Here is a 15,173-nt window from a genome sequence, read left to right as displayed (position 1 = left end):
TGTTCGTGACCCGGGGTTGCAGGACTCCGTTTCACGATGTCCTTCTCAGGCTGAGCTGCAGTCGTTTCACTTCGGTGGAGCCACTCGAACGGCTGATCATCGGCTTGCAGGGGGACTCGGATTCAATTGCGTGAGACCGGGCCGTGCGCAAAAAGTGTCACTCTGATCCACTTGTAAACCGCTGGTCCGAACGTTCGCCACGCCTGGTCGACGCGATCGCGGATCTCGTCGAAACTTGTCACCGTCACCCGCACGGTGAACTTCTTGTTTCGCGGCGATCCCTCGCTGGTCTTCTGCGGCGTCGTCATGGCGTCCATTCCGGTTTCGTGCTGACAGCCCGTGCGTGAGCTGTGCGGAATGTCTCCGTCGTCGACTTTCCAGTGACCGTGGGCGGCATGGACGCTGTCCCGCGGTCATCGCGTTCCCGCCGCCCGCGGTCAATGCGGAGTTCGCGTTCAGTCCGCCCTGTTGGGCTGGGCGTAGACTGCCCCGCAATGGTGATGGCCAGTTGCCGCTCAATGGGGCGTGGAAGTGCGACCTGCAGCAAGCGTCGAACGCTGCGTCAACTGGCGATATTCCCAATCGTTCCGGCAGCCTTGGACCAAGATCTGGCTCCCATCGATCCGACGGCGTAGCATTGAGCCAGAGCGATTTCTGGTGAATCGTGTCCCTGAGCTCTGTTGGCCCCGGGGCGGCTGCATCGGGCGCAAGGATGTGGATGATTTCTTCATGAAGCGAATTGATTCGTTATCGGGACTTGGGCCTCGGGTCGCGCTGCTGACCAAGGATTGCCGTGCGACACCCCGTTATGACTTTACGATCGATGCACTCGTCTGGCCGGATGAATTCCCTGATCGCCTTGACGGGTTGGAACTGGATGCTCTCCGATTTGTCGTCTATTTTCGAACTCACCTGATCATCGGCCGCACGCCTCCGGACGACCTGAGGCCAGTTTGGGATGAGGCGAGACGACAGATCCCGGCGTGGATTGGGTTTAGCGGCGAGCGTTGCCAGCCATCCGATTCTCTTCGCAACTTCTTCGATACGGCACAGCGTAAAGCCAATCGAACTTTCGAATTGAACCTTCCAGCGTGGGAAAAAGCGATCGGTGAAGGGGTCGAACGCGAAGATCCGCTCGCAACGTAGAACTCGCCGTGGATTTAGCGCCGTCGACCGAACGGTGATCGGTTGCTACCGTCACATGGCAGCGAGAGTTGTTCGTATTACGGGGCCGCCTTAAATGAGTCTGGTCGAGCTGATGACGATTTCGGAGACCTTCAAACTTGAAGGACGCGGAATCGTTCTCGCTCCTTCCTTCTTCCCGCATCCGCACGGGCGTTGGAAGAACCGCATCGAAACGGTTGTTATTCAGTTCCCGGACGGTTCGGCAACCGAAACACAGGCTCGATTTGAGCTCAACCACCTCAATATCCCGGATCCGAACGTTCCAATCGAACTCCGGTGGCAAGTCGTTGTCACGCTTCCTGATCACACGGAGAAACCGCCTGTTGGCAGCAACATCTTGGTGTCGCCTGAGACTCGCGACGCTTTGATCGGGCCAAACGGTGATTGATAATCAGCGCGCGAGATTGCTCGGTGTGCCATGTTCTGCAGCAAATCGACGTCGTAGGAAGTCGCCGTGAAGAACAACCGAGGAACAGACCATGCCAGCACTCCTTGCCTTCATTCTGTCCCTCCTTCTGCCAATTGCGTGGTTCCTTTCGGAATTGCGGGGAAAACCACCCGTTCGAATCCTTCTCGGGTTTCTTTCGATTGCGAGCGTTGTATTCTGCACGTGGGCGGTGACCGGACTTCTCGCCACGATCAACTACAATGCTGAATACGGGGCCGCGACGAGTGACCTGATCAAAGCGTCTCTCGCAGCAATCGATCGAGGTCAAGTCGATCGGGTCGCTGCCGCCTGGCGGGAATTGGGCAGTCGATACCAGCCGACTTACGAGAATCGGGCGGGGTATCCGGACCTGGCCGCAGAGGCGACGTGCCAGATCCGCGGAGAAGCGAGACCATGATCTTGAATCTGCCGTGCAGTCTGCGGGACCCGTACGTGTTCGCCGGTGGAGCCGAAATGGCCTGCTTCTGAGAGACTGGTCCCGCCGCGCGCTAGCCAGTCGCTACCGTTGTGGCGAGCATCGTGCACTACCGGCGAAGCATCTCGCTCCCGGCTGATTGGCGCTGCGGCAAGACGGTCTCAACTCGACTCGCACCAAGAAATTGAGACTCGGCGCCTTCCGAGGATTCGCACCGCAATCCGCTCAGGGAAATCGAGGTTCGGCCGAACGCCCGTAGCCGGAGCCATTTCGGGCAGATAGAATCACGATCGCGAAGACTGCAGCATAGGCGTGGGAGCCTTGTGGAGTGCAGCGAGGAAACTCAACGGGGGCTTCGTCGCAACTCGTTTCGCAGTACGACAACTCAAAGCTGACAAGTCTCGCCTGCGCCGCCGAAGTACGGTAAAACTCGATCGCACTTCGGCGGTCGAATCCTTGTTCGTCCACAATCCCTGGCCGCTGGTCTATTTCGCGTTTGTCCTTCCAGAAAGAGAAAAAGTCCATGCAGACGCCAGAGCCGCAATCTGAACACCTTTGGCTGCATCAACTCGTCGGCGAGTGGAGTATCGAATCCGAGTGTGTCATGGGGCCAGATCAACCGCCCATGACAACCACTGGGCGTGAAGTCGTTCGTTTGTTGGGCAAGGTATGGACCATCGGCGAGAGTTCCGGTAACGCCCCAGGGGACGGATTTGAATCGATCATGACCCTTGGATACGATCCTCAAACAAAGCGCTTTGTCGGATCATTTATCGCATCGACAATGACGCATTTCTGGCCCTATAGCGGTTGGCTCGATGCGTCCGGCAGAATTTTGACGCTGGACTCTGAAGGTCCGAGTTTCTCGGGCGACGGCACGATGGCAAAGTATCAGGATATCATTGAATTCATCACGAACGATCACCGGACTCTCACTGCGCGTGTCCAAAGTCCGGATGGCTCCTGGCAACAGTTCATGACTGCGCACTACCGCCGCGAATAATGGATGGACACAAGCGGCCGAGCAATTGGTTCAACCGGAGCCGCGGGCCGCGCGGTTTCCGGAATCCATATTGGTTGGCCGCGGCCCGGTGAACCTTGCCGTTCAGACGCGGAAAGACCTCGCGACGGGCGTTGCGATTTAGACTGTCAGCCATTCACTTGCAACGGTAACGAATAGTTGCCGACAGGCGATGGAGGCGTGGAAAAACGACTTGCAGCCGTTCGTGGAACACCACCTATATGGCGATCGTTTCACCTGTCTCGGCGAATCACGTGAACGGTTACAGTAAACACGGTACTCTGCTCGCTGATCCCTCACAAACGTTCGCGCGACGTGGTGTTTTCAATTGAACTCGCTGGGTAACCGTTCACGAGTCGAAATCCCTTGAAAACAAGGCGTGTCGTGAGCGTCCCCAAACATCGTCGTTATAGATTTCAGTATAAAGCAACGCTAAACGATAAGTTTTTCGGGTGCATGAATTGGCGGAATGTGAAAAACAAGCTTGAAAGTGGTCTTCCGCCAAACGCCGTTTTCAACTATGCGCGCCCCGTGAACGGTTACACTCGCTGGCAATCGCCCCAGATGAGAATCTGGTAACGTCGTGCCTGTGCAGATGGGCGGTTCGTCGATATGGACTTCGTGATTGTCTGCTTCATTGTGATCTGCGTCTGCCTCGGCAGTCTGATTTTGACCGCAAAATTTGTCTGGGACGTCATGTTGGCTCCCGAGGACGACGGCGGTGAGGATGAGCGAGAACCGCCAAGTCGTGAGTCCCGACGACAATACCGCACGAAGGTGCCCCCTCCAACCTCGTTGGAATTCGATCCCCCACGGCGACTTTCAGATGATGCCGGAAACCGCAACGTTGCCGATGGTTCATAGATTTCGCTTCAGTCCTCGCATCTCGCCGCGCGCTGACAGCCGAGCCGCGCGGTACGACGGCCGGTCGTTCCCGGAAACAAACAGAATGCCGCGGGCGATTGCTCGGCTTGAAGTTTGCCGGAATCGGCACGTTTCCGGCTGACAAACGGCGTTTCCCGCCCTTGAGGCGGTCCGGGACGGGGATAGAGTTGTCCGCGTTGACGACAACAACTCACCCCCGCCAGGAGCCTTGAAATGATCGTCGAACAGATTCAGATCCGCCAGCAGCAGGCCGCCGTGAAGTTCGAACTCGCCGCCCAGATCCGAAAGTGGCTCGACCACGCGAAGTGCGATGGAAGGGGGACGAAGACTGGGACGACGTCGAAGGGGACATCATCGAACTGGTCACCGAAGACGCCGAATAGCCGGCAGTAACCGACGGGGGCCGCGGAAGGCCCCTGGCAACGGTAACTCCCTGTTACCGGAACGTCCGCCGGGTTCCACAGACCGGCGGGCGTATTCGACTTATGCGTCCGTAGCCCGCAGTTTCCTCATCAGCGGCTTCAGGGCCCGCCTCTTCCGGTCGCCTCAGCGACTCATCCCCCCACGAAAGAAAGACAGCCAGACCACACCGGCTGTCCGTGGTCTGGCTGCAACAATTCTGAATCAACCGGTCTTCGAAAACCGTCGAAAACCTACTCCTTCAGTTCCTGCACCCGGATGTTCCTGAACTCCGTCCACATCGGCTTACCGGCGTGGAGCTGCAGGGCCAGGATCCCCTCCTTCAACGCGAGCTGCGGATCGTTGTCGGTGAAGTCGAGAACCAGGCGGCCGTTCAGATAGTGCTGGATCCGGTTGCCGCGAGCGATGATCGCCACCTCGTTCCATTCGTCGAGCCTGAACAGCTTCTCAAACCCCGCCTGATCGATCAGATCGGATTTCTGAACCTTCTTGCCGTCCGGTTCCCACGTGGCGACTTCGCCCACCTGGCAGATCCGGCCCCGCTTGCCCCCCTCGTCGTAGATGAAGCTCGACGTATTGGGGAATTTGACCTCGTTGCGGATCTCGTGCTGATAGCCCCGCACGACCCACTTGTTGCGGACTTTGTCGTCGGTGATGTGTTTCGAACGGTACTGGATTCCCGAGTTGTTGGTCGCGTTGCAGCGGAACTCCAGCCGGAGGTCGAAGTCCTTGAGGACGCCGTCTTTCCAGAGGATGAACGTGTTGCCCTGCGCGACGTTCTCGGGAGTCGTCTCGCCGTGAATGACGCCGTCCTTCACGCTCCACAGGCGGGGATCGCCGTCCCAGCCGTCGAGAGTCTTGCCGTTGAAGATCGTCCGCATGCCGGCCGGTTCCGGGGGCACGGCGGGCGACGCCTCTTCGGCGGAGAGTGTCGCGGCGAACGAGAGGGCCAGCAGAGCCAATGCAAGGCGAGGCATGAGTGATCTCCAGGGATGCGAGTCTGGAGAGTCCGTGAGTCGGATCTCCGAGCACCAAGATACGCCGTCGCCAACCCGACGTCACCTGTGCGGGGCCGGCGGACGGGCTCGGTCGCGATCAATGCGAGGCCGCGAGCGCCCGACGAATCGATTGTTGAAAGTACTCCGCCTGGACTCCCGCCACGCGATTTTCCTCTCGCTCCGCCGCTTGCGATTCCGCGGCGGAAATCGGACCATCGCGTGGGACCTGATTGCGTTGCTGCGCGTGTGACACCACTTTGTCGGGATCTTTGACATGACGACCATGCCATCTTTTCGTTCGCGGCTCGCCGAGGGGCAGCCGCTCCTGGGCACGATGATCACGCTCCCCAGCGCCGCCGTGGCGGAAATTCTGTCGGACGCCGGCTTCGACTGGCTGTTCATCGACGGCGAACACGGACCGCTGCAGACTCAGGATATTCTGGCAATGCTGCAGGCGGTGGGAGACCGGACGCCCTGCCTCGTCCGCGTTCCGGCGGCTGGCGAGGTGGCCATCAAGACCGTGCTCGATCTCGGGGCCGAGGGGATCATCGTCCCTCAGGTTAATACGGCCGAGCAGGCGGCGAACGTGGTTCAGTGGGCGCGATACGCCCCGCAGGGATCGCGCGGCGTCGGTCTGGCCCGGGCGCACGGCTACGGCCGGCGTTTTAAGGAGTACGTCGAAACGGCCAACGAACGGACGGTGGTCGTCGTTCAGGCCGAGCACATTCAGGCCGTCGAGAACATCGAAGCCATCGTGAAGGTGCCGGGCGTCGATGCGGTGCTGCTGGGGCCGTACGACCTTTCCGCCAGCCTGGGGAAGATGGGGCAGATCGACGATCCGACGGTGATCGCCGCCATTGACCGCGTGACGGAAGTCTGCCAGCGGGCGAAGATGCCGCTGGGTTACTTCGGCGTCACCGCCGCGGCCGTGCAGCCGTTCATCGATCGCGGTTACACGCTGATCACCGCGGGCGTCGATACCGTCCTGCTGGCGCACGCCGCTGGGCAGATGCTGAAGCAACTGCGGAAGTCGTGAGAAGCTCCGTGCTCTAAACACCCTCGCTTCGGTCCGGCGGAACTGGCTATGAACATGTCGTCGATTCTCCGGTTTCTGGTTCTCGGGCTGATCGTGGCTCCGACGGAGAGCAGGGCCGTTGATTCGCCCGCAGCCGGATCGAGCGCCGTGACCGTTCGCCGCGATGAATGGGGCGTCGCGCACGTCCACGGAAAAACGCACGCGGACGCAGCATTCGGGATGGGCTATGTTCAGGCGGACGACTACTTCTGGCAGCTCGAAGACTCCTGCATCCGGTCGCTGGGGCGTTATGCCGAAGTCGTCGGCGACGCCGGAATCTCCAGCGACATTCTGAACCGCAGCTTTGAAGTTGTCCGCCGTTCTCGCGAGGACTTCGCCCGGCTGAAGCCGGAGCATCAGGTCATCGCGGCAGCCTACATCGACGGCATCAACCGTTTCTTGGCGACGCATCTGGAGACGAAGCCGCGGCTGCTGGTCCATTTTGAGCCGTGGTACGTCCTGGCGATGGATCGCCACCTGCTGCTGGAATTCGTCTACCGCAGGGCGCACGTCGGCAAGCCGAGAGACCGCGGTCCGGACGACATTGCCGCCTTGGGGACGGCGTGCAACAGTTGGGAGCTGCCGGACCGGCCGGTGCAGGACTTCGCGGCGGAGGTGCAGGCGGCGATCGGATCGAATGCCTGGGCCATCTCCGGGAAGCGGACCGCTTCCGGATCGGCGATGCTGTTCGTGAATCCGCATCAGCCGTGGTATGGCATGGGGCAGTTCTACGAATCCCACGTCCGCAGCGACGAAGGACTGAATTTCAGCGGAGCGAGTTTCTTCGGCAATCCGTTTCCGACGATCGGCCACAACGAATATCTCGGCTGGACCTACACCGTTAACGATCCCGATATCGCCGATGCCTGGCGCGTGACGTTCGACGATGAGACTCACCCGCTGGAGTACCGCTACGACGGGGGCCATCGCACCGCGACGCAGTGGACGGAATCGCTGCAGGTCAGAGCGGGCGACAAGCTCGTCGAGCGTCAGATCACTTTTCGCAAGACCCATCACGGCCCGATCGTTCGGCAGGAGGACGACACCACGTTTCTGGCGGTGCAGGTCGCCGGACTATTCGATCTGAACCGGGCCAGTCAGGCATGGGAAATGGTGACCGCCAGGAACTTCGCCGAGTGGCGGGCCGCCATCGGCCGGTGCGCGATCCCGATGTTCAACGTGGTCTATGCCGACCGGGACGGAAACATCTTCTACGCCTACAACGGCACGATTCCCGTCCGCGATCCGTCGTTCGACTGGACTCAGCCGGTCGACGGCAGCGACCCCCGGACCGACTGGAAAGGATTTCACACGTTCGACCAGTTGCCGCAGGTGCTCAATCCGAAATCGGGTTACGTGCAGAGCTGCAATTCATCCCCGTGGACGGTCACGGACGACAGCGCCGAGAATCCGCAGCGGGCCGACTTCCCCGCGGACATGCTGGAGGACCACGACGTCGACACGCGACGCTCGAAAATGTCGCGCCGCTTGCTGGGAAAGGCGACCGGGCTGACGCTCGATCAGTTGCAGACCCTGGCCTACGACACCACGCTCTACTGGCCGCTCACCGAGCTCCCCCGGCTGCAGGACGATTTCGCCAAACTTCAGGCGACCAACCCGAGTCTGGCGGCCGAGGTCGCGCCGTTTCTCACTCACCTGCAGGACTGGGACTGTAAGTCGTCGCTGGATTCGACGCAGACGACGCTCTGCGTGGCCTGGTACGAGGAACTGTACGGTTTCGGCTATCCGGCCGAGACCTTGAAGGCCGAGTACGCCGCCGATCGCCTGACCTGGTTCACCGCCTTGAAGACAGCGGCGGGAAAGGTGCAACGGTTGTACGGCGACTGGAAATATCCCTGGGGAAAGGCTCATCGCCTGCAGCGAATCCCGGACCAGTCGGAGATTCAGAACGCCGGTCTGCGGCTCAACGGCATCGCTCGCAGCCTGCCGATCGAAGGGGCCCCCGGACCGCTGGGGATCATTCACACAATCTACTCCACCCCGGAGATTCCGATCGTCCGGCCGCAGCGTTACGCGGTAGTCGGCGCGTCGTATATGTCGGTGGTCGAATTCACGGCCCCGGTTCGCAGCCGGAGCGTCATGCCGTTCGGCGCCAGCGGACGCAGCGAATCCCCCCACTTCTTCGACCAGGCCAATCTGTATGCCGCCAAGCGTTTCAAGCCGGCCTGGTTCACTCCGGAGGAAGTCGCCGGCCATGCAAAATCGACCATCGTGCTGGACCGGTAGTCAATTCGCGGTGGCGCTTGCGGCGGTCGACCGCAGCCATCGCCGGAATCGCAGACTTCTGCGGCGTGATCCCGGCCGGTACGATAGCTGCGACAATTCTGACTGCAGGTTCCCGGAAAATGCGGCCCCGCACTCGCCGGTCGGCGCCCGATTCCAAACAGGACTCACCATGACGATGGCTCGCATTTCTCGGAGCATGACGTGTCTGCTGATCGTGGCCCTGGCCGGCGCCCTCCCGGCTGGCGGAGCGGACGCGCCCGCCGGTGACGGTCAAAAATATCTGATCATTCATGCCGACGACGCCGGGATGTGCCACTCGGTCAATCGGGGGACGATCGAGGCCCTGGAGCAGGGGATCGTCACGTCGTGCAGCATCATGATCCCCTGCCCGTGGGTCCGGGAGTTCGCCGAGTATGCCAAGGCCCATCCGCAGTACGACTACGGCCTGCATCTGACGCTGAATTCCGAATGGGACAACTATCGTTGGGGGCCCGTCGCCGGGAAGAACAAGGTGCCGAGCATGGTCGATGAAAACGGCTATCTCTGGGACAACGTCGAGCAAGTGGCCCAGCACGTGAAGCGGGAAGAAGTTGTCATCGAACTCCGGGCGCAGGTTGAGCGCGCCAAGCAGCTCGGCATCCCCGTCAGCCATCTCGATACGCACATGGGGGCCCTCGTCAGCCGGCCGGATCTGGTCGAAGCCTACGTCGCCGTGGGGCTGGAATACGACCTGCCGGTGATGTTCGTCCGCAGTTTTGATGAAGCGACGAAGCGAGAATACCCGGCCCTGCGCGAAGCCGGCCCCCGGCTGGCCGCCGAGTTGCACGCCCGACAGATGCCGCTGCTCACCGGCCTGGCTCAGTTCTATGGCGGCGAAACGCACGAGGCACGCCGTGAGAGCTACGTGAAGACCCTCAAGAGCCTGCCCCCCGGCGTCAGCCAGCTCATCATCCACTGCGGAGTGGACGACGACGAACTGCGGGCCGTGACCAACAGCGCCGCCCGCCGCGACGGCGACCGTCGGATCTTCACGGAACCCTCGATCGCGAAGCTGCTGGAGGAAGAGAACGTGAAGCTCATCACTTGGAAGCAATTCCGCGCGATGGCCGCGAAGTAGCTCCGATGCGTGAAAGTCTCTGCGAACGCTGCCGGCATCTGCGGGAAGTCCTCTCCGGCAAGGGCTCGCGGTTTCTGCTGTGCGGTCTGTCGCTGACCGATCGCCGCCTGGTGAAATATCCGCCGCAGCCGGTGGTGGTGTGTGCGGGGTATGAGGCGGCCGAGGATCGGCCCGCGCCCTGAAGGGCAGGGCGGCATGCCCAAGCTGAACTTGCAAACTCGTTCCCAGGCTCCGCCTGGGAACGCCCTCTTCGGACGCTCTGCGTCCTCTTCAGCTCGGCAAGCGACCATCGCATTTCGACATTCTGTCGTCGCCGGGCCACTTCGTCAGGACGCAGACGCTCAACTGTGCGGCACAGCGGGTGATCGCCAGGGCCTCTTCGTCGCGCGGTTCTTCGAGACGGACGCGCGTGACCAGCGGGAGCATCTGGGCGTCGCTGCCGATCTGCTCGGCGTATTCCCAGTCGGTCATGACGCCGATGATTCGCAGGTCCGTACGCTGGAACTGCGTGCGGAGGAGCGGTTTGTTGGAGCCGCCGTTGGGACGCGGGAAGAGGGCCGACAGGCCGTCGAGGCAGACGACGAGATCCCCGGCCTCGGCGAGGCTGGCGACAATCACTTCCAGGCAGGCCCGGCTGTCTTCCGGGCCGACGTTGGAGACGTCGATGCGGACGAACCGGCGACCGGCCAGCCGCGGGAACTCGCCACGCGCTACTTCCGCTGCCAGTCGACGCACCAGCGTGGATTTGCCGACCCCCCGGTCGCCGGTGAGGATCACCTGCCCCTTCCGCTGCCGGCACAGCGCGCGGGCGATCTCGTGCAGGCTGGCCTGGCCGAAGGCGGGATCGAACGTTGGTTCGCCGTCCGCCGGCCGGCTGAGGTCTTCGACCGGGAGGACGGCCTGCAGTTGCCGGAACGCGGCCTGTGATCGGAGTTCGGCGTTGAGAGCGACGCCGGCTGTTGACTGGTGCTGCATTCGAAAACTCCTCGTGGCTGCACTTTTCCCGCTTTTCGCCGACCGGCCGATTCAGTACCAATCGCTGTAGATGTCGTTGTCCTGGCCATACGTCTGCCGCGTGGCTCCCTCACGGCCCCCACTCAAAGGAAGCTCCGACTGTCCTCCCCCACTCGTACCGCCGGGCCAAACTCCACTTCCAGTCCGTTCGACCACAAGATTGAGCACATCCAGGACGATCCGCCCGGCACGGTCGTGCTCCAGCGGCCGGCGGCGGCGATAGACCGAGAACGTGACGAAATGAGCGTATAGGGCGTCGTCGATGATCCTGCGTTTCGGGCACATCGCACTGTTCCAGGACGAAAGCCGTTCATATCCACCGCTGTAACTCTAACGAAGCCGCCGAGTCCCGGATAACCCAAATGACCGTCGACACGTCTTCAGCCTCCCGTCGCTCTGCGACACAGGTAGGGCGAAGACGCCCGACCTGTGCCACCCCGCGGACGCCAGCCCCATCCAGTTCGATGGCCTCAACAAATGATCCATCGCCCTGCCGTTCGCCAACAGGATGGGGATGACGTGATGGCTGATTTGTTGAAGCCCAGCCGATCACCAGCCGGGCCACCACATGGATTTTTCATCGCCAGAAGCGTCGTTGTTGCAAAACCGAAAATCGAACAATTCTTGGCGAACGGGTCATGGGCTGGACGGTGGCCGGGCCGGTGCAGTGGCTATGGCTGGTTGCCGTTTATTGAGTTGACATCGAGACCTTTGCCCCGAGCGGAATCTCACGAAGTCCATTCCCTCTGAAGAAAAGGCTTGTAGCGGCCAAATGATCCTTGGCCTCGTCAACCATGAGGCACAGTTCCGCAGCATTCGGAATCACGATAACAGCGGTCTTTCCGATTAGGGATGATGGGTCTAAGTCAATCCTTCGGTCCAATACGACTACAATTCCGGGGTGATGGCCGGTGCCGTGCCGATCTTTGATCTCGAATGAATCTTTGACTGTGAATACTTCACTTTGGCCTAATGATTGTCCCACCGGGTTCGCCTCCGATTTCAATAATGTATGACCGAGACTGCCCTAAAATCTTCATCGCATCCAAGTCGCCTTGAGACGGCCCCGTTGCCCGTGGGTGAGTGTGACCCAACACTCGCCTGACTTGGACCAGTTTCCCGTCCATCTCGAAGAAGAGTTTGCCATCTTTCTGAATGAAGTCGATTCCGTCTCGCCCGCCACTTACGACAACTCGTTGAATCTTTCCTTCTCCAGCAAGACTGACAATGGCGTGTTCGGCTTCGTTGACCCACGTTGCGGATTTTCCCTCAGCAATCAAATCAGGAATCTTCTCCCCCGGCTTTAATGTACGAACAAATTTGGCAGGAGCAGTCTGTGTTCCCTCAACGACATTGAGCGTGACTTTGCTGCTTGGAGCATTACGTGTTGCTAAATCGTCGGTCGCACTTTCGAATTTCCAAGCCTGTTGTTTTGCTGACCACGGGAGATCATCTGCATGTTTTAGTGCTTCTCTGGCGAATGGGCCGGATTTGCCGAGGCCGCCGGTGAGAACCTCAAGGGTTCCGCCGACGGCCATGTCGAACTCAGCTTGTTCGTTTGGCGTGATGTATTCAGGATCCCACGGACGATGGCTGAGTTCGCGTGCAACATCAGATCCGTGCGTGATCGCATTGTACTCCAGGTATTGCTGGTAGCGTCGGTACGCCTCCGGCGAACGAGTTTCGTATCCGGTGCTGATCGAGAGATTGCGGGCATCAGCATAGCGATCAACGGCCCATTCTGCCGCGTCAACCAACTTTCCGTCGATCCAGACGAGCTGATCTCCGACCGATTCTGATGTTTTGCCGACTTGTTTTGCTGTTGCCGACGCGGCGTAGCCGAGCGGTCTTGCGATGATGTCGATCGGTTCGAAGGTTTGGGAGAGTCGGTTCAGCCGCTTTTGTTGTGCGGAGTACAACTGGTGCTCGGTATGCAAGCCTTGCCGTTCGTTCCACGCGACGAGCAAAGTTCGGCGGACGGTTGTTGCAAAGCTCGTATTGCCAGTTAATTCAGCGTCGCGCAGCAGGGTCACCAAACGACCGATGTACCCCGTCTGTGCACTCTCAGGGATCAACACATCGCCGTCTGCGGTTTGTAGGACGACCTCCTCCAACCCGCTGGGATCGACGGCGTTCACCGGATTATTCCGCACGTACCGATACGTGTTCGCGTCGTCGTCGAGCGGGTCTTCGCTGAGGAACCGGCCCTGCGACGGCAGCACCCGGTGGTGCAGGTAGTACGTCGATTCCTCCGCCGAGAGCTGCGGCGCCGACTGGTAGCCGGCCTCCCCCTTGTACGTGTGCGGGTTCTCCGTCGAGCCGGTCGTGGCGAGCGGCTTGCCCCAGGCGTCGAAGCGGTAGTCGTCCGTGACCGTTTCGCCGGCGTCGGTGAGCTGCGTCACGTCCTGGATGCCGCTGACGTGGTAGAACCGGCTCTCCGCATCCCGCTGCTGGCTGACGTAGCGGGCGTACTCCTGCGGCACGTACGTGTAGTCGGCCTCGACCGTCCCCACGTCGTCCCGCTCCTGCAACAGGTTGTTGCCGTCGTAGACGAACTGCTGCGCGGCGACGCCGTCGTCCTGCGCGACCCGATGGCCGTCGGGATCGTAGACCGACGTGACGATCTCGCCGGTGGGATGCTCGACCTGCACCAGGCGGTTTTCGTAGTCCCAGGAATAGGTGGTGATGTCCCCCACGGGAGTTTCCAGCGTCCGGCGGTTGCCGTTGGCATCGTAGGTGTCCCGAGCAAGCCGACCCTGCCGGCGACGAACCCCTCACCGCCCCGAGTTCTTCTGCCGCCGAAATTCCCACGGCGGCTGCGGTCGTCCCCTCTCCCACAGGCCCCGCCGTGCCGTCCGCGCGGCGTCTTCCGCCGCGGCAAAGCGGCGCTCGCAACTGTCCTTGCTGTAATGCCAAGCCCAGCCGTCGTGGACGAGCTGCTCGTTGATCTCGACGCCATCCAGCAGGACATACCCGAGCGTCCGGTCATATTGATCGTCGCCGACGGACTGGATCGTCACTTGCCGGCCCTCGATGAGACGCTTGAGATGCTGCCGGGCGGCGTCTCCGGAGGGCTGATCCTTCTCGGGTGCGTCGATGCTCTTCATCCGGACCGTGACCGTCCGCCGGTCCGCCCTCTGCAGCTTGAAGGAGTCACCGTCCTGGACGTGCTGCACGCGGCCGGTGAATTCGTCCACAATCTTCGGATCGCAAGGGTCCGGCCTGGAGGCCGTCGTCGCTGCGGGCGGAGTCGAGGGGGAATCCGATTTCTTCGACGGAACGGGGCGTTCGGCCGGCGGGAGATTTTCGTTCGGCTGGTTGGCGAGCCACCAGGAGACGGCGACGAACAGCACGACGAGAATCAGGCCCGGATGGAACGGGTTGCGAACGTTGCGCGCCATGCCTCGCCTCTTCGAAATCGGACGGCTGCGGTTCAGGACCCGCGGTGCCAGCGGCGGTGCTGCTGCTTGCGGAAGCCGGTCAGAGTGATCGTACCGTCGTCGCCGAGTTCCAGTAGCGAGTAGCCGTTGTCCTCGACGCCCGCCCCTTCGATCATCGCGACCAGCGTCGTGTAATGGATGCCGGCGATCTCGTTGTAGTCGTTCTGGTGGCTGTGCCCCTGGAAGACGGCGCGGACCTTGCCGGAGGCCTCGAGAACCTCGCGGACTTGCGGGGCGTTCCTGACGCCGTGATTGTTGCTGACGTCGAGCCGCTGATGGGCGAAGACGATCGTCGGGAGCGAAGTCCCCTGCAGGTCGGCCCGCAGCCATTCCAGCTCGGCGGCGGGAATGTTGGCGTCCGTCCAGACAAAGTTCTTGCGGCCGTACGGCTCGCCGTCGCTGCGGAAACAGGCGTCGAGAATCACAAAGTGCCAGCCGCCGCGGTCGAACGAGTCGTAGGACGCCTTCTGCTCCACTCCGCCGAGAAACTCTTCCTTCTTCAGCGTGTCGACGCAGTGATTGCCGAGGACGTAGTGGCGATCTTTGGAGAGCTTGGAGAATTCGCGGTTGATCGTCGCCAGATAGCGCTGCTCGGTCTCAACAGTATCGGCGGCATCGATCAGGTCTCCCAGCTCGACGACGAAGGCCGGCGGACTGGCCTGAAACGTCTCGGCGGCCTCGGCGAGCTTGCGCAGCGTTTCGCGATAGTGCCGCGTCCCGGCGGGAGGCTTGTCGGCGTGGTGCAGATCAGTGACGAGGCCGATGCGGAGTGGAGACTTCCCGTCATCGGCATGCAGCGGGCAGGTGAGGAGCCTGTCGAACTGCGCGGCCGCCAGGACCAGCGTGCTCCCCGCAAGAAAGGCCCGGCGGCCGAGTGGCGTGTGCGACATGGCGGATGGTCTCGGAAA

General features: G+C 61.4%; 14 protein-coding genes. 7 read left to right on the top strand and 7 right to left on the bottom strand.

The features are described 5' to 3' along the window. Positions 1-122: 122 nt before the first annotated feature. Positions 123-308, bottom strand: a complete 186-nt coding sequence (locus SH412_RS17790; RefSeq protein WP_336519354.1) for a hypothetical protein — start codon at positions 306-308, stop codon at positions 123-125. A gap of 421 nt (positions 309-729) precedes the next feature. Between SH412_RS17790 and SH412_RS17785 the strand changes: the two genes are divergently transcribed. From SH412_RS17785 to SH412_RS17775, 3 genes are all read left to right on the top strand, one after another. Beyond that, the gene (locus tag SH412_RS17785) at positions 730-1,146 is read left to right on the top strand and encodes a hypothetical protein (protein ID WP_336519353.1); all 417 of its coding nucleotides are present in this window, start codon (positions 730-732) and stop codon (positions 1,144-1,146) included. A 94-nt stretch (positions 1,147-1,240) separates the two neighbouring features. Continuing rightward, entirely contained in the window at positions 1,241-1,573 is a 333-nt protein-coding gene (locus SH412_RS17780; protein WP_336519352.1) for a hypothetical protein, read from the top strand. 998 nt (positions 1,574-2,571) lie between these two features. Then, positions 2,572-3,051 (top strand): DUF1579 domain-containing protein, encoded by a 480-nt coding sequence (locus SH412_RS17775; RefSeq protein ID WP_336519351.1) that lies wholly within the window; start codon positions 2,572-2,574, stop codon positions 3,049-3,051. A gap of 1,556 nt (positions 3,052-4,607) precedes the next feature. On the opposite strand, the gene SH412_RS17770 is transcribed toward SH412_RS17775, so the two are convergent. Then, positions 4,608-5,351, bottom strand: coding sequence for a 3-keto-disaccharide hydrolase (locus tag SH412_RS17770; RefSeq protein WP_336519350.1), 744 nt, complete (start codon positions 5,349-5,351; stop codon positions 4,608-4,610). A gap of 295 nt (positions 5,352-5,646) precedes the next feature. Here SH412_RS17770 and SH412_RS17765 point away from each other — a divergent pair, with 295 nt between their 5' ends. From SH412_RS17765 to SH412_RS17750, 4 genes are all read left to right on the top strand, one after another. Further along, positions 5,647-6,408: an HpcH/HpaI aldolase family protein gene (locus SH412_RS17765; RefSeq protein ID WP_336519349.1), complete on the top strand. Its 762-nt coding sequence runs from the start codon at positions 5,647-5,649 to the stop codon at positions 6,406-6,408. A gap of 54 nt (positions 6,409-6,462) precedes the next feature. Further along, positions 6,463-8,694 carry a penicillin acylase family protein gene (locus SH412_RS17760; RefSeq protein WP_336519348.1) on the top strand — a complete coding sequence of 744 codons (2,232 nt, stop codon included), beginning with the start codon at positions 6,463-6,465 and terminating at the stop codon, positions 8,692-8,694. A gap of 175 nt (positions 8,695-8,869) precedes the next feature. Then, positions 8,870-9,811, top strand: a complete 942-nt coding sequence (locus SH412_RS17755) for a polysaccharide deacetylase family protein (protein WP_336519347.1) — start codon at positions 8,870-8,872, stop codon at positions 9,809-9,811. Positions 9,812-9,816: 5 nt separating this feature from the next. Then, positions 9,817-9,993, top strand: coding sequence for a hypothetical protein (locus tag SH412_RS17750; protein ID WP_336519346.1), 177 nt, complete (start codon positions 9,817-9,819; stop codon positions 9,991-9,993). An 88-nt stretch (positions 9,994-10,081) separates the two neighbouring features. On the opposite strand, the gene SH412_RS17745 is transcribed toward SH412_RS17750, so the two are convergent. From SH412_RS17745 to SH412_RS17720, 5 genes are all read right to left on the bottom strand, one after another. Beyond that, the gene (locus SH412_RS17745) at positions 10,082-10,786 is read right to left on the bottom strand and encodes an AAA family ATPase (RefSeq protein WP_336519345.1); all 705 of its coding nucleotides are present in this window, start codon (positions 10,784-10,786) and stop codon (positions 10,082-10,084) included. A 51-nt stretch (positions 10,787-10,837) separates the two neighbouring features. Further along, a complete protein-coding gene (locus SH412_RS17740) occupies positions 10,838-11,110 on the bottom strand; it encodes a hypothetical protein (protein WP_336519344.1) in 273 nt (90 codons plus the stop codon). 674 nt (positions 11,111-11,784) lie between these two features. Then, positions 11,785-13,521, bottom strand: coding sequence for an RHS repeat-associated core domain-containing protein (locus SH412_RS17735; RefSeq protein ID WP_419555742.1), 1,737 nt, complete (start codon positions 13,519-13,521; stop codon positions 11,785-11,787). A gap of 78 nt (positions 13,522-13,599) precedes the next feature. Beyond that, the gene (locus tag SH412_RS17725; protein ID WP_336519343.1) at positions 13,600-14,226 is read right to left on the bottom strand and encodes a thermonuclease family protein; all 627 of its coding nucleotides are present in this window, start codon (positions 14,224-14,226) and stop codon (positions 13,600-13,602) included. A gap of 32 nt (positions 14,227-14,258) precedes the next feature. Beyond that, a complete protein-coding gene (locus SH412_RS17720) occupies positions 14,259-15,155 on the bottom strand; it encodes a metallophosphoesterase (protein WP_336519342.1) in 897 nt (298 codons plus the stop codon). Positions 15,156-15,173: the final 18 nt, after the last annotated feature.

Origin of the sequence: Planctellipticum variicoloris (assembly GCF_030622045.1) — a bacterium.
Taxonomy (GTDB): domain Bacteria; phylum Planctomycetota; class Planctomycetia; order Planctomycetales; family Planctomycetaceae; genus Planctellipticum; species Planctellipticum variicoloris.
Note: the sequence above shows the minus strand (reverse complement) of the source record. Positions and strands in the feature narration are given on the sequence as shown.